The 18,658-nt window shown below is 41.5% G+C and carries 14 protein-coding genes and 1 pseudogene; 13 read left to right on the top strand and 2 right to left on the bottom strand.

The window, feature by feature from the left end; translation table 11 throughout:
- Positions 1-76: 76 nt before the first annotated feature.
- Positions 77-196 (bottom strand): annotated as a pseudogene (locus BKK50_RS02415) (AbrB/MazE/SpoVT family DNA-binding domain-containing protein); the annotation flags it as partial.
- A gap of 221 nt (positions 197-417) precedes the next feature.
- Between BKK50_RS02415 and BKK50_RS02410 the strand changes: the two are divergent.
- The 9 genes from BKK50_RS02410 (at position 418) to BKK50_RS02370 (ending at position 10,684) form a co-directional block, all read left to right on the top strand.
- Positions 418-1,065 carry a hypothetical protein gene (locus BKK50_RS02410; RefSeq protein ID WP_077414969.1) on the top strand — a complete coding sequence of 216 codons (648 nt, stop codon included), beginning with the start codon at positions 418-420 and terminating at the stop codon, positions 1,063-1,065.
- 3 nt (positions 1,066-1,068) lie between these two features.
- On the top strand, positions 1,069-2,088 hold the full coding sequence (locus BKK50_RS02405) for a tetratricopeptide repeat protein (protein ID WP_077414967.1): 1,020 nt from the start codon (positions 1,069-1,071) through the stop codon (positions 2,086-2,088).
- Positions 2,089-2,160: 72 nt separating this feature from the next.
- On the top strand, positions 2,161-2,493 hold the full coding sequence (locus tag BKK50_RS02400; protein ID WP_077414965.1) for a hypothetical protein: 333 nt from the start codon (positions 2,161-2,163) through the stop codon (positions 2,491-2,493).
- 218 nt (positions 2,494-2,711) lie between these two features.
- Entirely contained in the window at positions 2,712-3,788 is a 1,077-nt protein-coding gene (locus BKK50_RS02395) for a CYTH domain-containing protein (RefSeq protein WP_077414963.1), read from the top strand.
- A 32-nt stretch (positions 3,789-3,820) separates the two neighbouring features.
- Positions 3,821-5,197 (top strand): DNA repair protein RadA, encoded by a 1,377-nt coding sequence (radA, locus tag BKK50_RS02390; RefSeq protein WP_077414961.1) that lies wholly within the window; start codon positions 3,821-3,823, stop codon positions 5,195-5,197.
- Between the two features lie 73 nt (positions 5,198-5,270).
- Entirely contained in the window at positions 5,271-5,744 is a 474-nt protein-coding gene (gene lrp, locus BKK50_RS02385; protein WP_077414959.1) for a leucine-responsive transcriptional regulator Lrp, read from the top strand.
- A 2-nt stretch (positions 5,745-5,746) separates the two neighbouring features.
- The gene (locus BKK50_RS02380; protein ID WP_077414957.1) at positions 5,747-8,542 is read left to right on the top strand and encodes a DNA translocase FtsK; all 2,796 of its coding nucleotides are present in this window, start codon (positions 5,747-5,749) and stop codon (positions 8,540-8,542) included.
- Positions 8,543-8,669: 127 nt separating this feature from the next.
- Positions 8,670-9,281, top strand: coding sequence for an outer membrane lipoprotein periplasmic chaperone LolA (lolA, locus tag BKK50_RS02375; RefSeq protein ID WP_179108395.1), 612 nt, complete (start codon positions 8,670-8,672; stop codon positions 9,279-9,281).
- A 62-nt stretch (positions 9,282-9,343) separates the two neighbouring features.
- Positions 9,344-10,684, top strand: a complete 1,341-nt coding sequence (locus BKK50_RS02370) for a replication-associated recombination protein A (protein WP_077414953.1) — start codon at positions 9,344-9,346, stop codon at positions 10,682-10,684.
- 216 nt (positions 10,685-10,900) lie between these two features.
- On the opposite strand, the gene mgsA is transcribed toward BKK50_RS02370, so the two are convergent.
- Positions 10,901-11,359: a methylglyoxal synthase gene (gene mgsA / locus BKK50_RS02365; RefSeq protein WP_077414951.1), complete on the bottom strand. Its 459-nt coding sequence runs from the start codon at positions 11,357-11,359 to the stop codon at positions 10,901-10,903.
- A gap of 307 nt (positions 11,360-11,666) precedes the next feature.
- Between mgsA and aceE the strand changes: the two genes are divergently transcribed.
- From aceE to BKK50_RS02345, 4 genes are all read left to right on the top strand, one after another.
- On the top strand, positions 11,667-14,324 hold the full coding sequence (gene aceE, locus BKK50_RS02360) for a pyruvate dehydrogenase (acetyl-transferring), homodimeric type (protein ID WP_077414949.1): 2,658 nt from the start codon (positions 11,667-11,669) through the stop codon (positions 14,322-14,324).
- A gap of 62 nt (positions 14,325-14,386) precedes the next feature.
- Entirely contained in the window at positions 14,387-16,300 is a 1,914-nt protein-coding gene (aceF, locus tag BKK50_RS02355) for a pyruvate dehydrogenase complex dihydrolipoyllysine-residue acetyltransferase (RefSeq protein ID WP_077414947.1), read from the top strand.
- A gap of 94 nt (positions 16,301-16,394) precedes the next feature.
- The gene (gene lpdA / locus BKK50_RS02350; protein ID WP_077414945.1) at positions 16,395-17,819 is read left to right on the top strand and encodes a dihydrolipoyl dehydrogenase; all 1,425 of its coding nucleotides are present in this window, start codon (positions 16,395-16,397) and stop codon (positions 17,817-17,819) included.
- Between the two features lie 164 nt (positions 17,820-17,983).
- The gene (locus BKK50_RS02345) at positions 17,984-18,529 is read left to right on the top strand and encodes an NlpC/P60 family protein (RefSeq protein WP_077414943.1); all 546 of its coding nucleotides are present in this window, start codon (positions 17,984-17,986) and stop codon (positions 18,527-18,529) included.
- Positions 18,530-18,658 lie beyond the last annotated feature (129 nt).

Below are 18,658 nucleotides of genomic sequence, written 5' to 3'. Positions count from 1 at the left end.
AAATTATTTAGAGAATCTAATTCTCTGTTCTTAAGGCATTTACCTGTTCAAATTCTCTTAGATTATTACGGATAAGAATTAACCCTTCATTGCCTACTATGCGAGCAGAACGCTTTTTAATCTCTTCACTAAATCGAACTTCCGCCGGTAAACGGATTGCTTGGCTACGGTTCGTCATAATAATCGCGGCAGTCATTTTTACGCCTTATGCTTAAAATGTATATGGCGTAAGCATATCCCTGTTTTATTCTTTTGGATAGAATAATCTGCACATCAAATCTTAAATTTAGCCTAACTTTAACCTGCATTCCTATTTCCTCCATTTTTATCTAGAAATTGTAAAGCTATCATAAAAGATTGCTCAAAAAAAAAACAATATATAATCATTTTTTGTACTACTAGCACAGCGTTAGGATTATGAAAGAAGGTTTAATCAAAATAATGGAAAGTTTTTCAGCAGCGGGGCTATCTTTCATTATGAAGGGCATAATAAAGATTTTTCCCCGATCTTATCGACAAGTTTTAATTCCTTTTTGTTATCAAGAACAGCTAAAGGTTATTCAAACAATCTTGGGAAAAATCCCTGAAGATACTGTAAGAATGTGGCTCTCTGAACTGATTCAAAGTGATATGAATATGATCAATTTAAGCCAAAAATCAGAGATAAATCGCTTAATGAGTGCGGTAAATGATTTGCTTGCTTTGGTAGAGAAACAATCATCAATGCTAAATAAAATATTGTTAAATGGTGATCAAAATATCATTGATGTATTAAGAAACAACTTTTCTAATGAATGGTTATGGTTGATAGCTTTCTATTTATTTCAAAATCAAGATCCAAAATTAAAAGAACAGGTTATTAAGTATCAGTTATTGAAATCTATTCAGCATCTTAATGAATTTTCATTAGAAGAATTTGGGCGATTACCGAATGATACAGCGGAACTTTATCAAGGTGAAATTGAGAATTTTTCGCCAACCGCTAAAGGTATTTTTTTCGCAGAGCAGGGCAAAATAGCACAGTATTTATCAGAAATTAAATCACAATTTTTACCACAGGAGTAAATAATGAAAAAAATCTCAGCACTGTTTATCGTGTCAGGCATATTGGCGGGCTATCCCACCACAATGGTTGCCAAAACCTATTCTGCCTCAAGTCATGATTTGAGAATGGCAAAAGCAGGTTTTACATATTCAATGTTACAAATTGCTAAGCAGTTTGATCCTGTATTTAAGGATATTCATCCGGTAGATAATCAGAAAAAAGATTTTGATATTGCATTTGAGTGGTATCAAAAAGCGGGTGAAGCGGGAGATAAAGAGGCAAGTTGTCGGCTTGGCGATTATTACTGGGACAAGCAACATTATCAACAGGCGCTTTATTGGTATGAGACTAAAAAGGGTAGCGATTACTTTGGGTATAGTGGAAATGTTGCTAGGAATTATGAAGGTTGTGCTCAGAAAGGGAGAGTATTTGAGATATATCATAGAGGTTTAGGTGTGCCAAAAAACTATGATAAAGTTATACAACTTTATAACAGTCGTAATCGTAATATAGGTAAAGAGAGCCAAATTATTTATCTTTTTCAGCAAGAGAAGGCCGGAGAAAAACTTGAGTTTTCTTCACTGTTAAAACGAGCAGGGCAGGGCGATCTTAAAGCGATGAAAATACTGGGAGCGATGTATGAGGTTGTTGATGCCTCTATTTATCCTTATGTGCCTTTTGAGCGGGATGAGTTTAAAGGGGGGAAGGATAAAGTGCTATTTTGGTTAGAAATGGCAGAAGAAAGAACGGGGGATCCACAAATCCAATATTGGTTAGGACGGCAGAAAAACATAAAATGGCTTAAGAAAGCCGCAGATCAGGGATATGCGGTGGCTCAATTCGGTTTAGCTGCTGAATATTATCGAGGAGATATAACTATTCTTGATCTTGATAAAGCCAAGGATTATGCGAAATTAGCCTGTAAAAATGGGGAGCATAGAGGTTGTGAATTGTATAAAAGTATTCAAAAATATCCTAATATTGAAGACTTCATTAAGGATGAAAATAGCTTTCCTCTTCTGCTGAGTATAGGCGGATATTAGTATTGATCAAAATAAGATGAGTTATCTTTTTCTTTCATTGATAATGGGTTATTTTTATTAAGGCATCAACCAATGAAAAAATATTTTTTGATTTTATGCACGCTTTTCGTTTTTTCAGCTAATGCACAAAATTTTGGCACAGAAATTAAAAGCGGAGTGATATATGGCATCTATCAACAATGTAACGATGAAAATAACGAGATGGCAAAATTAGCAAATGTGATGAATGTTGCTAAGCCCAAATGGTGTGGTTGCTTAATTTCTCAAATTCAACAACAATTTGAACAACGCAACCTTGAGGAACGCTTAAATCAAGGCAATATTACCATTAACCAATTTGAGCGGGAAATGGGAAAAACAGGTGAAAAAGCCGCCGAGTATTGTGTGAATAAACTTATAAAATAAATCAACGGATAACTCTCCCATAACTTGAAAATACCTGTATCCGAAATTATTCGGATACAGGTATTTTTTATGAATGAAAAATTCAACGCATTTTCTGACAGGTAGAAATCAATTTTATCTTGTACGGCACATCAGGGTGTAAGGCAACACACAAAAACCTTGATTTATTTATATTTACTTGTATATTTAACCAGTTAAATTAATAAGGATTCCTCCCTATGATCAATGAAATTGAACTCAAACTTGCCGTTTCTCCGGAAACATTTCACTTGCTTGAAAAGCACCTCCAACAATTTAACCCATTAGTGCGTGAAAGCATCTGCTTAGGTAATACTTATTATGATTATCCCGATCATTTTCTCGCCAAACAAAAAATGGGCTTGCGTATTCGTCAAGAAAATCAAACGCTTACCTTAACGCTAAAAACGAATGGAGAGGTCGTTGGCGGCTTGCATCACCGCCCTGAATATCATTTACCGCTCGATAAAAAAGACGTGCCAACGAACGATCAATTACGCACTTTATATCCTTTTGAGCAACTGCCGGCGACATCGCTAAAACCCATTTTCTCCACGGATTTTAACCGCACTTTTTGGTTAGTTAAATTTCGAGATGCCAAAATTGAAGTTGCCTTTGATCAAGGGGAGATTGTGAGCGGCGAGCGTTCACAGCCTATTTGTGAAATTGAGTTTGAATTAAAAGAAGGGAAAGTCAGTGATCTTTTCTATTTTGTGGAAGAATTACCCGTTTTGACCGATATTTATTTTAGCAGTGCGAGCAAGGCGAAGCGTGGCTATCAACTCAGTCATCCGGTAGTTTTAACGGATTGGCTAAATAAATGGCGTGATTTCTTGAATCAAGAGAGAGAAGAAAGTGCGGTCGATTTTAACGCAAAATTTCATCGCCTTTTAAAAATGGAGCAAGCCTTGGTGGAAGAAACGCTGTCTTTACCGCCCTCGCTTTTTAGCCAAGATTTTATGAAAACCGTGGAACGGGTCGGGGCATTTTTCAATTTGTATCATTATTATGATGAAAATAAGGCATTGTTTGAGCAGATTCTGGAACAGGCAAGCGGAAGCGCAATAATAGAAGATGATATATTGCCGCAATTGCTTGAAAGCAATCAAACCTTTCTTAATAAAATTCAGGCATTGATTCGCTTTCACAGTGAAACCAAAGACAATGAAAAAACCATTGAAAAATTAACCGCACTTTTTACGACACGTTTGTATTTTGAACGAATGATGAAATTAATGCGTTTAGCGGTGTCAGGCGAATCAAGTGTATATCATTAGTTTGAAATAATTTTATTTTATGGAGAAATAACATGGCGAAAGCCCCTAAAACGGCTTATGTATGTAATGATTGTGGTGCGGAGTATTCCCGTTGGCAAGGGCAATGCTCCGCTTGCAAAGCTTGGAATACGATTAGCGAAGTACGGTTGATTTCTGCGGTAAAAAGCAAAAATGATCGTTTCAGTGGTTATGCCGGCGAAACACAAGCAAAAATTCAGACCTTATCGGAAATCAGTTTGCAAGAAACGCCACGCTTTACCAGTGGATTTAAAGAGCTTGATCGCGTGTTAGGGGGGGGGATTGTACCGGGAAGTGCGATTTTGATCGGGGGGCATCCCGGTGCAGGAAAAAGTACCTTATTATTGCAAGTGATGTGTGGTTTGGCGCAAAAAATGACCGCACTTTATGTCACGGGAGAAGAATCCTTACAGCAAGTGGCGATGCGGGCGAATCGTTTAGGTTTACCGAATGACAAGCTCAATATGCTTTCCGAAACTTCGGTGGAGCAAATTTGCAATCTGGCGGATCAGTTAAAGCCACAAATTATTGTGATTGATTCCATCCAAGTGATGCATTTGGCGGATATTCAATCTTCTCCGGGGAGTGTCGCCCAAGTGCGGGAATGTGCCGCTTTCCTCACCCGTTATGCGAAAACCCGTCAAGTGGCGATTATTATGGTGGGGCACGTCACTAAGGATGGCACGCTTGCCGGCCCTAAAGTCTTAGAGCACGCCATTGACTGTTCCTTGCTTTTAGAGGGGGAAGCGGATTCTCGTTATCGTACCCTACGTAGCCATAAAAATCGCTTTGGCGCAGTGAATGAATTAGGGGTATTTGGAATGACGGAACAAGGTTTGCGTGAGGTGAAAAATCCCTCCGCAATCTTTCTCAGCCGTGGCGATGAGCAAACCTCGGGCAGCTCGGTGATGGTGCTATGGGAAGGCACACGCCCGCTTTTAGTGGAAATTCAAGCTTTGGTGGATCATTCTATGCTATCAAATCCACGCCGTGTGGCAGTTGGGTTGGAACAAAATCGGTTGGCATTATTGCTTGCTGTGTTACACCGCCACGGTGGGTTACAAATGGCGGATCAAGATGTGTTTGTCAATGTGGTGGGGGGGGTGAAAGTCACCGAAACCAGTGCGGATCTTGCGCTATTGTTGGCGTTGATTTCCAGTTTTCGTAATCGTCCCTTGCCACAAGATTTAGTGATCTTTGGCGAAGTGGGGCTTGCCGGTGAGATTCGTCCGGTACCAAGTGGACAAGAGCGAATTAGTGAGGCGGCAAAACACGGATTTAAACGTGCGATCATTCCTTTTGGTAATAAACCGAAAAGTGCGGTTGAAAATATGCAGGTTTTTACGGTGAAAAAATTAGCGGATGCGTTATCCGTATTGGATAATTTCTAGAAATGCATTGTCATACTGGAAACCTTGGCAAAATGGATTAAAATAGCGTGCTTGGAAATGGGGAGGGAACAAAATGGAAAAGAAAAAACCACTGGATGCCATTGATATTAAAATTCTTAATGAACTACAACGCAACGGCAAAATTTCAAATATCGATCTCTCCAAAAAAGTCGGATTATCTCCCACACCTTGTTTAGAGCGGGTAAAACGCTTGGAAAAGCAAGGAGTGATTATGGGCTATCGTGCCTTGCTTAATCCGGAGTTGCTTGATGCACCACTTTTAGTGATTGTTGAAATTACCCTTGTGCGCGGGAAACCCGATGTATTTGAAGAATTTAATGCCGCCATTCAAGCCCTTGATGACATTCAAGAATGCCATCTTGTATCCGGTGATTTTGACTATTTGTTGAAGACCCGAGTGGCAGATATGGCGGCTTATCGAAAATTATTAGGGACAACATTGCTTCGTTTGCCCGGTGTGAACGATACACGCACCTATGTTGTCATGGAAGAAGTCAAACAAACAAACTATCTTGTTTTAAAATAAAAATGATTAAACGAATTACTGAACGATTTACACCAAAACAATATCTTGCTGAATTGATTCTAGGTTTGACCGCACTTTTCGGTTTATATATGATTGTGGCTTGGTCAAGTTATACACCGCTAGACAACGCTTGGTCAACCGCAAGTTTTCAAACTGAAACCATCAATAAAGCCGGGGCTTTTGGGGCGTGGGTTATTGATATCTTTTTTGTGTTTTTCGGTTATGTGGGTCATTTATTTCCTTTTTTGATTTTTCTTGTCCCTGTATTTTTATTGAAAAAGAAAGCCGTTCGTTTTCTTTCTGCGACTAAAATCCTGTTACGTAGCTTTGGGTTTATCACGTTGCTGATGGGGTTGACCATGATAGCAACATTATTGTTTTCCAACACAAATTATTATTTATCCGGTGGGGTGCTGGGCGGTAGCCTTGTTATATGGCTTTATCCGACTTTAGGAAAATTCGGTTGCATTCTGCTGGGCTTTGTCCTCTCCATCGTGGGCTTTATTTTTTGTTCCGGAGCATCTTTGATTCGCCTTATTATCCGTTTTTATCATTGGTTAACCATGAAAAATGAGCGCCCGACAAATGGAGAACAATCTGAAAAATCCGTTGAAGAATTAGAACAAATTGTCATTCAAAAACCGGGATCATTTGGGGAAAACAACGATAATGTGACGAAAGAAGTGCTTCAAAATGAAGAAATACATTCAACAATGAATGAAGAGGTTGAAAATCCCCTTGTTCAACCGGAAACGCTGATCAATATCAGCGGTTTGTCGTCATCGGCGCTTCCCCCTTCTGATATCCAACAAACCACATCCGAATTTAACGAAAATTTTAAATCCTTCAAAACAGAAAGTTTTGATGAATTACCGAAAGTAAGCATTACCGGTTATGGTGAAACCACATCGCAAACAGCCGTTCCGACTTGGGAGGGGGCAAGCCAAACAAGTCATCTAAAAGAAACGCAAAGTGCGGTTGATTTGGTTTCTGTTTCTACGTTAAACGAACCGGCAATGCCAACTGTAAGGTTAGCACCAATGATGGAAAATTCATTGTCAGAATCGACCGCACTTTCTGACGAAATGAATGACTTGGCACGTCAATTTGCCGAACAAGAACAACAACGCCTTGCAGAAATGGAAGTTCGTGCGAAAGCCTTGAATGCGGAAGAGGCATTAAAAGTCATTTTGGCTGAGCCACAAACCTCACTGCAAGAAACGCAAGAGAAAGAAATCACACCGATTTATAAGCCTTATGGGGATTCCTTAATCCATCCGGCATTTCAACAACCGACAACAAAACGTGAGAAACCAAGCACGCCATTACCAAGTTTGGATTTATTGGAATATCGCCCAACCCAAGCGCAAGACATTACCCGAGAGGAAATTCATGATACCACCCAGCGCATTGAACAGCAGTTGCGGAATTTTAACGTCAAAGCAACAGTGAAAAATGTGCTGGTTGGGCCGGTAGTGACACGTTATGAACTGGAATTACAACCGGGGGTAAAAGCCTCAAAAGTGACCAATATTGATACGGATTTGGCGCGAGCGTTAATGTTCCGCTCCATTCGTGTGGCGGAAGTCATTCCGGGTAAACCTTATATTGGGATTGAAACACCGAATGCCCATCGTCAAATTGTGCCGTTACGTGATGTGTTGGACAGTAATGAATTCCGGGATTCTCAAGCCTTGTTACCAATGGCATTGGGGAAAGACATCAGCGGTAAACCGGTTGTGGTGGATCTCGCCAAAATGCCCCATTTATTGGTGGCGGGTTCAACAGGTTCCGGTAAATCCGTGGGCGTGAATACTATGATTCTTAGTTTGCTTTTCCGTGTTCAACCGGAAGAAGTGAAATTTATTATGATCGACCCGAAAGTAGTAGAGCTTTCCGTTTATAACGATATTCCGCATTTGCTCACCCCGGTGGTGACCGATATGAAAAAAGCAGCCAATGCATTACGCTGGTGTGTGGATGAAATGGAACGCCGCTATCAATTACTTTCCGCTCTTCGTGTGCGAAATATTGAAGGGTTTAACGAAAAAATTGATGAGTATGAAAAAATGGGAATGCCAATCCCGAACCCAATTTGGAAACCGGGTGATACCATGGATCAAATGCCACCGGCATTGCAAAAATTAAGCTATATTGTGGTGATTGTCGATGAGTTTGCCGATCTTATGATGGTGGCAGGAAAGCAAATCGAAGAGTTTATTGCCCGCCTTGCTCAAAAAGCCCGTGCGATAGGCATTCATTTAATCTTGGCAACCCAACGTCCATCTGTTGATGTGATTACCGGTCTTATCAAAGCTAATGTACCAAGCCGTATTGCCTTTACCGTGGCAAGTAAAATTGATTCACGCACGATTTTAGACCAAGGGGGCGCAGAAGCCTTATTGGGGCGTGGTGATATGCTTTACTCGGGGCAAGGCTCCTCAGATCTCATCCGTGTTCATGGGGCATTTATGAGCGATGATGAAGTGGTGCGTATTGCCGATGATTGGCGTGCTCGTGGAAAACCGGATTACATTGATAGTATTTTGGAAAGTGCAGATGAAGAAGAGGGCGTGGAAAAATCTGCCGGAAGTAGCGGGGAGCTGGATCCGTTGTTTGATGAAGTGATGGAATTTGTATTAACCACTGGCACCACCTCTGTTTCTGCATTGCAACGTAAATTTAGCGTAGGTTTTAACCGAGCAGCCAGAATTATGGATCAAATGGAAGAACAGGGGATTGTGAGTGCTATGCAAAATGGAAAACGTGAAATTCTTGCACGCCGACCGGATTATTAATTTCGCTTTTAAAAAGGAAAGTTAAATGAAAAAAACATCGTTAAAATTATTCACAAACTCGCTCGCTCGTTTGTTCACCTCTTACGAGGCTGTTGGCAAAGCCAAGGTTCAAAAAACAACCTTTTTTATGACCGCACTTAGTTTGATGGGGTTAGGGCTAATTGGGTTTGCCAATAACGCCTTTGCCGATGTCACCGGTGAATTACAATCACGATTAAGCCAAGTGAATGTATTAAGTGCCGATTTTTCCCAAACCGTCACCTCTGCTGGGGGGAAAAATGTGCAACAGGGCAGTGGGAAAATTCAAATTAAACGCCCGAATTTATTTAGAATGGAAACCAAATCGCCACAGGAAACTCAGATTATCGCTGATGGTAAAACTCTTTGGTATTACGATCCTTTTGTACAACAAGTCACGGCACAATGGGTAAAAGATGCGATAAATAATACCCCTTTTGTTTTATTAACCAGTGATGATAAAAGCCATTGGAACCAATATTCGGTGACACAACAGGCTGATACCTTTGTGTTAAAACCCAAATCGGCGAAAAGTAATATTAAACAATTTGATATTCGAGTGGATGCCAATGGCGTATTGAAAAATTTCAGCACCACAGAGAAAGACGGGCAAACCAACCTCTATGTATTACGCAATATTACTAATGTCTCTCTTTCCGAGAGTTTATTCCAATTCAAACTGCCAAAAGGGGTAGAATTGGACGATCAACGCAAAAAATAATCCTCAGGGCGTATTGATGACGCCCTCAATTTTTGTATTCAATTCTCTAATGGAATAAGTTTATGGCTAATCTTGATTTTGATTTTTCGGAAAATGATTTTCGTCCCCTTGCTGCCAGAATGCGTCCGACAAATCTCGATCAATATTTTGGTCAATCACATCTTATCGGTGAAGGTAAACCACTTCGCAAAGCCATTCAATCGGGTCATATCCATTCAATGATTTTTTGGGGCCCACCCGGCACCGGCAAAACCACATTAGCCGAAATTATCGCCAATCAAATTAATGCTGATGTTGAACGTATTTCAGCGGTTACCGGTGGAATAAAAGAAATTCGTGAAGCCATTGATCGTGCCAAACAAAATCGTTTGACCTCCCGAAAAACCATTTTATTTGTGGATGAAGTGCATCGTTTCAACAAAAGCCAACAAGATGCTTTTCTTCCTCATATTGAAGATGGCACGGTGATTTTTATTGGCGCAACAACGGAAAATCCTTCTTTTGAACTGAACAATGCCTTGCTTTCCCGTGCCAGGGTATATGTGCTGAAATCCTTAACCGTTAATGAAATTGAAGCGGTGCTGCAACAAGCGTTACAAGATCCTGTGCGAGGATTAGCAAAAGAGCGGTTAATTTTAGAAGAGAATTTATTACAAATGCTTGCCGAATATGCCAATGGTGATGCCCGTTTGGCTTTAAATTGCCTTGAAATGATGGTGGATATGGCAGATGAAACGGAAAAAGGCAAAAAAATTGACCGCACTTTACTCAAAACCGTGCTAGGTGAGCGACAAGCCCGTTTTGATAAGCAAGGGGATCGGTTCTACGATCTGATTTCCGCTTTGCATAAATCCGTTCGAGGGTCTGCGCCGGATGCCGCATTATATTGGTATGCCCGCATTTTAACGGCAGGGGGCGATCCGCTTTATGTGGCAAGACGATTGCTAGCCATTGCCTCGGAAGATATTGGAAATGCTGATCCCCGAGCGATGCAAGTGGCACTTGCCGCTTGGGATTGCTTCACCCGTGTCGGGGCTTATGAGGGGGAACGTGCCATTGCACAAGCCATTATTTATCTTGCTGTCGCCCCGAAAAGTAATGCGGTTTATACCGCGTTCAATACCGCAAAAGCGCAAGCCAAAAATCTGCCTGATTACGACGTGCCGCCTCATTTACGCAATGCCCCAACTAGCCTGATGAAAGATCTCGGGTTTGGTGAGGAATATCGTTATGCCCATGATGAGCCCAATGCTTACGCCGCCGGGGAAAATTATTTTCCGGAAGAATTGAAGGATACGCAGTATTATTTCCCAACAAATCGGGGAATGGAAATTCAAATTAAAGAAAAATTAGATCGCCTGCGTGAGGTAGATAAAAGTGCGGTGAAAAAACGCTACAAATAGAAATGGGGTGCATTATGTTGCCGTTGTACAACCAAATTTTACCTTGTATAAGCCCTGCAAGGCTGATTAACCCTGGCTCTATGAGGGGAGTATCGCTACAAAGCCGATCAGATAAAGTCACGCCATACGGCTTGTATGGCGTGGAAAATAAACATTGTTTATTTGTGACATAATGTTGAAACGCTTTCTTAAAGTGCGGTTAATTTTTACTGTGTTTTATCCTAAACGTTCTTTTAAATAACCTTCGTAATCCGGAATTTCAATATCAATACGTTGTTCAAAAAGTGATGAGGTGAGTAAAAAGTCAGCCGAAGCTTGGTTGATAGCAACCGGAATATTCCAAACGGTTGCTATGCGCATAAGGGCTTTCACATCAGGATCGTGAGGGGCGGCATTCATTGGGTCCCAGAAAAAAATCATCATATCAATTTTCTTTTCTGCAATAAGCCCGCCAAGTTGTTGGTCGCCCCCCATCGGACCACTTAATAAAGGCTGAATGATTAAACCGGTTTCCCGTGCCAGTAAATGCCCTGTTGTTCCTGTTGCATAAAGCTGATGTGAAGTGAGCGCAGATTGGTGTTTTTTTACCCATTGAATAAGTCCTTGTTTGCAACTGTCGTGTGCAACTAAAGCAATGCGTTTATGTTGAGAGAGTGGGCGAGTTGTTGATTTCATCGTGATTTCCTTATTTTTAAAAGATGACAAAACTTTAAATTAAAGGGAAGGACGATGCAAGGTTTTGATTATCGCTTTAATTACTTTGTAAAAACTTTTCAGAAAAGCACCGCACTTTTTCTAATGCGCTTAACGATTTTGCGGAGAAAAGCCTCACTTTGATGAAAATTTACTATCTTTATTTAAAAAAATCTTCTAAAATTTATAAGATTTGTTAAATGTTTGTAAATTGAAACAGGCATTTCTATATTCGTGTTTGGCTTTAAGTCGAACTAATTTTCACTTGATTAACAGATAAGGAAAACCTATGTCTGAGATTTTAAAAAATGACGTTGATCCAATCGAAACACAAGATTGGTTACAATCATTAGATTCTTTGATTCGTGAAGAAGGCGTTGAGCGTGCGCAATATATTATTGAGCAGGTAATCGGTCAAGCCCGTAGCAACGGTGTTTCATTGCCGACAGGTGTCACTACCGATTATGTCAATACTATTCCTGTTTCAGAGCAACCTGTTTATCCGGGGAACCGTGAAATTGAACGTCGTATTCGCTCTGCGGTGCGTTGGAATGCGATTGCGATGGTTTTACGTAGTCAGAAAAAAGATCTCGACTTAGGTGGTCATATTTCGACTTTCCAATCTGCTGCGACTATGTATGAAGTGTGCTACAACCATTTCTTTAAAGCGGCAACGGAGAAAAATGGTGGTGATTTAATTTTCTTCCAAGGTCACGCTGCACCGGGAATGTATGCCCGTGCTTTCCTAGAAGGACGTATTACGGAAGAACAAATGGACAATTTCCGTCAAGAAGCCTTTGTTGATGGCTTATCTTCATACCCTCACCCGAAATTAATGCCTGAATTCTGGCAGTTCTCAACGGTTTCTATGGGATTAGGCCCTGTTAATGCGATTTATCAAGCGCGTTTCTTAAAATACTTAGATAATCGTGGTTTAAAAGATACGAAAAGTCAGAAAGTCTATGCCTTCTTAGGTGATGGTGAAATGGACGAAATTGAGTCTAAAGGCGCATTAACTTTTGCCGCCCGTGAAGGATTGGATAACTTAATTTTCACTGTAAGCTGTAATTTACAACGCTTAGACGGTCCGGTAAACGGTAATGGTAAAATCGTTCAAGAGTTAGAAGGTTTGTTCACCGGTGCGGGTTGGGAAGTCATCAAAGTGTTATGGGCAGGTAACTGGGATAAACTCTTTGAGAAAGACACGTCAGGTAAGTTAACTCAATTAATGATGGAAGTGGTTGATGGTGATTATTTAACCTTCAAATCCAAAGATGGTGCCTATGTTCGTGAACATTTCTTCGGGCGTTATCCGGAAACTGCCGCATTAGTTGCGGATATGACCGATGATGAAATTTGGGCGTTACGTCGTGGTGCCCATGATGCAGAAAAACTCTATGCCGCTTATGCAAAAGCACAAAATGCGACAAAACCGGTTGTGATTTTAGCGCAACAAGTAAAAGGCTATAAAATTCCTGAAGCGGAAAGTAAAAATACCGCTCACCAATCTAAAAAAATGTCTTATGAGAGCCTTAAAGGTTTCCGTGATTACTTCCATTTACCCCTCACAGACGAACAGGTTGAAAATCTTGAATACATCAAATTCCCGGAAGGGTCTGAGGAATACAATTACTTACATAGTCAACGAAAAGCATTAGACGGTTATGTGCCGGCACGTAAACCGAAATTTGATGTGGAATATCCGGTACCGGCATTAGATGAGTTTAAAGCATTATTGGATGCCCAACCTCGCGGTATTTCAACGACAATGGCGTTTTCTCGTGTATTAAATATCCTATTAAAAGATAAAAATATTGGTAAAACCATTGTACCAATTATCGCTGATGAAGCCCGTACTTTTGGTATGGAAGGCTTATTCCGTCAAATCGGTATTTACAATCCGCATGGACAAAACTATGTGCCTTCTGACCGTGATTTAGTGGCATACTATCGTGAAGCGAAAGATGGTCAAGTGTTGCAAGAGGGGATCAACGAATTGGGCGCGACTGCCTCTTGGGTTGCCGCTGCAACATCCTATTCGGTGAGTAATCGTCCAATGATCCCATTCTTCATTTATTACTCTATGTTTGGTTTCCAACGTGTGGGCGATATGATGTGGTTAGCGGGCGATCAATTGGCTCGTGGTTTTATGATCGGTGGAACATCCGGTCGTACAACCTTAAACGGTGAAGGATTACAACACGAAGATGGACACAGCCATATTCAAGCGGGTGTTATCCCTAACTGTATTACCTACGATCCGTCTTTTGCCTTTGAAGTGGCGGTCATCGTTCAAGACGGTATTCAACGTATGTACGGTGAAAAACAAGAAGATGTGTTCTATTACATCACCACATTAAATGAAGTGACCGAACAACCGGCAATGCCTGCTGGAGCAGAAGAAGGTATCCGTAAAGGTTTATATAAATTTGAAACGGTAGAAGGAAAAGGCAAAGGCCACGTTCAGCTCTTAGGTTCAGGGGCAATTATGCGCCATGTTCGTGAAGCGGCACAAATTCTTGCTAACGACTATGGGGTGACTTCTGATGTCTTCTCTGCACCGTCATTTAACGAGTTAGCACGTGATGGTCACGATGTCGCACGTTGGAACTTATTCCATCCAACAGAAGTGCAACGTGTGCCTTATGTTGCGCAAGTTCTTGCAGATTTACCAACGGTTGCTTCAACAGATTATATTAAGGCTTATGCGGATCAAATCCGTGCATTTGTGCCAAGCAAACATTATCACGTATTGGGTACAGATGGTTTTGGTCGCTCTGACAGCCGTGCAAATTTACGTGAACATTTTGAAGTTGATGAACGTTATATCGTTGTTGCTGCACTTGCCCAATTGGCAAAAGAAGGGACGGTAACGAATCAAGTTGTTGCAGATGCCATTGCGAAATTCGGTTTGAATGTTGAGCGTATCAATCCGCTTTATGCGTAATTGATGAAAACGGCGGTCAAAAATTTTCACAAATTTGACCGCACTTTATAAAGGAACAAATTATGTCAAAACAAATTCAAATTCCTGATATTGGTACTGATGAAGTGACCGTAACAGAAGTTATGGTGAAAGTCGGTGATACCATTGCGGTAGATCAAAGTATTATTAATGTTGAGGGCGATAAGGCGTCAATGGAAGTGCCTGCGCCGGAAGCAGGTGTCGTCAAAGAAGTGTTAGTGAAAGTGGGCGATAAAGTCACTACCGGCACCCCGATGCTCGTATTGGATGCCGCAGCTGCAGCCCCAACATCAGCGCCAGCACAAGAGGTTAAACCCGTTGAAGCAGCAGCCGTATCTGCAGCAAGTGTTGTGGAGGTGAATGTACCGGACATTGGTTCTGATGAAGTCAATGTGACAGAAATTATGGTGAAAGTCGGTGATGTGGTTGAAGTGGATCAATCCATTATCAATGTAGAGGGTGATAAAGCCTCTATGGAAGTGCCGGCTCCGATTGCCGGTGTGGTAAAAGAAATTTTAATCAATGTCGGTGATAAGGTTTCTACCGGTAAATTGATTATGAAATTTGAAGTGGCAGGCAGTGCGCCGGCAGCTTCAGTACCAACTCAAGAAACTACTGCGCCGGTGGCTACCGCATCTGCGATTAAAGAGGTGAATGTGCCGGATATCGGTGGTGATGAAGTCAATGTCACCGAAATTATGGTGGCAGTGGGGGATAGCGTTTCTGAAGAGCAATCTCTGATTACGGTTGAAGGTGATAAAGCCTCTATGGAAGTACCTGCACCATTTGCGGGGGTTGTCAAAGAGATTTTAGTGAAATCGGGCGATAAAGTGTCAACCGGTTCATTAATTATGCGCTTTGAAGTGGCAGGAGCTGATCCTGTTGCGACATCAGCAACTCAAGCCGCACCTTCACAACCGGTTTCGGCACCAACGGCTGTACAGGCTGAGTCAGCACCTGCTGCACAAAGTGGCAATGTATCAGGTTTAAGTCAAGAACAAGTGGTGGCAAGTGCCGGTTATGCGCATGCAACACCGGTTATTCGCCGTTTAGCCCGTGAGTTTGGTATTAATTTAGATAAGGTTAAAGGGACCGGGCGTAAAGGTCGCATCGTTAAAGAAGATATTGAAGCCTATGTGAAAACCGCAGTGAAAGTCTACGAAAGCGGGGTAACCTCAGCGGCAGCAGGCAATGGCGTGGCAAATGGTGCTGGCTTGGGCTTATTACCATGGCCGAAAGTGGATTTCAGCAAATTTGGTGAAATTGAAGAAGTGGAATTAAGCCGTATCAATAAGATTTCAGGCGCAAATTTACACCGCAACTGGGTGATGATTCCACATGTTACTCACTTTGATAAAGCGGATATCACCGATTTAGAAGCTTTCCGTAAAGAACAAAATGTGTTGGCGGAAAAACAAAAATTGGGCGTGAAAATTACCCCTGTTGTGTTTATTATGAAAGCGGTGGCGAAAGCCTTGGAAGCCTATCCACGTTTCAACAGCTCAATTACAGAAGATGCACAACGCCTGATCTTGAAAAAATACATCAATATCGGTGTTGCAGTGGATACACCAAATGGCTTAGTGGTACCGGTGTTTAAAAATGTGAACAAAAAAGGAATTATCGAACTTTCTCGTGAATTAATGGAAGTGTCGAAAAAAGCTCGTGAAGGTAAACTTTCTGCCTCGGATATGCAAGGCGGCTGTTTTACCATCTCAAGTCTTGGCGGTATCGGAACCACGCATTTTGCACCAATCGTCAATGCACCGGAAGTGGCAATTTTAGGGGTGTCTAAATCCTCTATGGAACCGGTATGGAATGGCAAAGAATTTGCCCCTCGCTTAATTCTTCCAATGTCATTATCATTCGACCACCGTGTGATCGATGGTGCTGATGGTGCCCGTTTCATTAGCTACATTGGCTCTGTATTAGCGGATTTACGCCGCTTGATTATGTAATCAATCACGCCTCTCGAGTTTGAGGGGCGTTTTTTAAATGTTCCTGATTGCTCAAAAGAGCGGTCAATAATTTCAACGTTTTTACGAGGTAAAAATGAGTAAAGAAATTAAAACCCAAGTGGTTGTACTTGGTGCCGGTCCGGCAGGTTACTCCGCAGCATTTCGCTGTGCGGATCTTGGCTTAGAAACTGTGCTTGTTGAACGTTATTCTACGCTTGGCGGTGTCTGTTTAAACGTAGGTTGTATTCCTTCAAAAGCCTTATTACACGTGGCGAAAGTGATTGAAGAAGCAAGGCACGCAGAAAAAAATGGGGTTTATTTTAGTGAACCTAAAATTGATTTAGACCAAGTTCGTGCCGGTAAAGATGCGGTGGTGGCTAAATTAACGGGCGGTCTTGCGGGGATGGCAAAACAGCGTAAAGTCACTGTTGTTGAAGGTTTAGCGACATTTGCTGATCCAAACACATTGGTGGCTCGTGATCGTGATGGTAATCCAACCACCATTAAATTTGACAATGCCATTATTGCGGCAGGTTCTCGTCCAATTGAATTGCCTTTCATTCCACATGAAGATCCGCGTATTTGGAATTCAACAGATGCCCTTAAATTAAAAGAAGTTCCGAAAAAATTACTCATCATGGGTGGCGGCATTATCGGTTTAGAAATGGGAACGGTTTATCACGCACTGGGTTCTGAGATTGAAGTGGTGGAAATGTTCGACCAAGTGATTCCGGCTGCGGATAAAGACGTAGTGGCGATCTACACCAAACAAATCGAGAAAAAATTCAAGCTTATGCTCGAAACCAAGGTAACTGCGGTTGAAGCAAAAGATGACGGTATCTATGTATCAATGGAAGGAAAAGCCTGCAACGACACGAAACGTTATGATGCCGTATTAGTCGCTATTGGTCGTGTGCCGAATGGTAAATTGATTGATGCGGGTAAAGCAGGCGTTGAAGTGGATGACCGTGGATTTATTCACGTGGATAAACAAATGCGTACCAATGTACCGCATATCTTTGCTATCGGGGATATTGTCGGTCAGCCGATGCTTGCTCATAAAGGTGTTCACGAAGGTCATATCGCAGCAGAAGTGATTGCAGGACAAAAACATTATTTTGATCCAAAAGTGATCCCATCCATTGCCTATACCGAACCTGAAGTGGCGTGGGTAGGGAAAACGGAAAAAGAATGTAAACAAGAAGGCTTAAATTATGAAGTGGCGAAGTTCCCATGGGCTGCCTCCGGTCGTGCCATTGCTTCTGAATGTTCAGAAGGGATGACAAAACTTATCTTTGACAAAGAGACACATCGTCTATTAGGTGGTGCGATTGTGGGGGCCAACGGGGGGGAATTGCTCGGTGAAATTGGTTTAGCCATTGAAATGGGTTGTGATGCGGAAGATATTGCCTTAACTATTCACGCTCACCCAACTTTACATGAGTCCGTTGGTTTAGCGGCAGAAGTATTTGAAGGCTCGGTTACTGACCTCCCTAATGCTAAAGCGAAGAAAAAATAATTCCTTCATAGGATAAAAAGGCAATCCTGAGCGATTGCCTTTTTTGTGAAATATTTCACAAAAATACATAAAAATTCAATTTTAACTGGCTATTTGTTTTTATATTTGATAGTCTTTCACCGCTTTTATTTTTATATCTTTTAGTTATTTTAGTTTTTTTTAATATGTTAAAACGATTTTTAATGATTTTAGGACTGGCGATTCTCGCCACAGCTTGTTCAAGCGACACTCATTATTCCCATCATAGCAAAATTTCAGAAAGTGATGATACGCAGCTGACAGGATTAATCCGTCATTTAGAGAAAACCGAGCGTGGTGTTCATCACAGAACAAACCGCCCTCGCACCGGTTTAATTAACGATAAAGCCCTTGCCGGGGTTTATAACGAATGGGCAGGCACCCGTTATCGAATGGGGGGAACAAGCAAACGGGGTATTGATTGTTCGGCATTTATGCAAACTGCATTTTTATCTGCCTATGGCATCGAATTACCTCGTTCAACGGCAGAACAGCGCCATTTAGGGCGTAAAATAAGCAAACACGAACTACAAAAAGGCGACCTTGTCTTTTTCCGTGGTAATAATCACGTAGGGGTTTATATTGGCAACAACCAATTTATGCACGCCAGTTCCAGTCAAGGTGTAACCATTAGCGCTTTAGATGAAAATTACTGGGCAAGAACCTACACCCAATCCCGCCGTATTATGTAAAGTGCGGTTGTTTTAATAAAAGTTTTCGGTATTATGCAGCAGTTGCACAATGTTGCTTTTTTGTTATCTTGTAGGGACACACTGCGTGTGTCCGAATTTTAACACATTGGAATAATTGATTTTTATAAC

The sequence above is a fragment of the Rodentibacter rarus genome, from assembly GCF_001998965.1.
GTDB classification, from domain to species: Bacteria; Pseudomonadota; Gammaproteobacteria; order Enterobacterales; family Pasteurellaceae; genus Rodentibacter; species Rodentibacter rarus.
The sequence above is the reverse complement of the archived record's forward strand: the minus strand, read 5'-3'. Positions and strand labels throughout refer to the sequence as shown.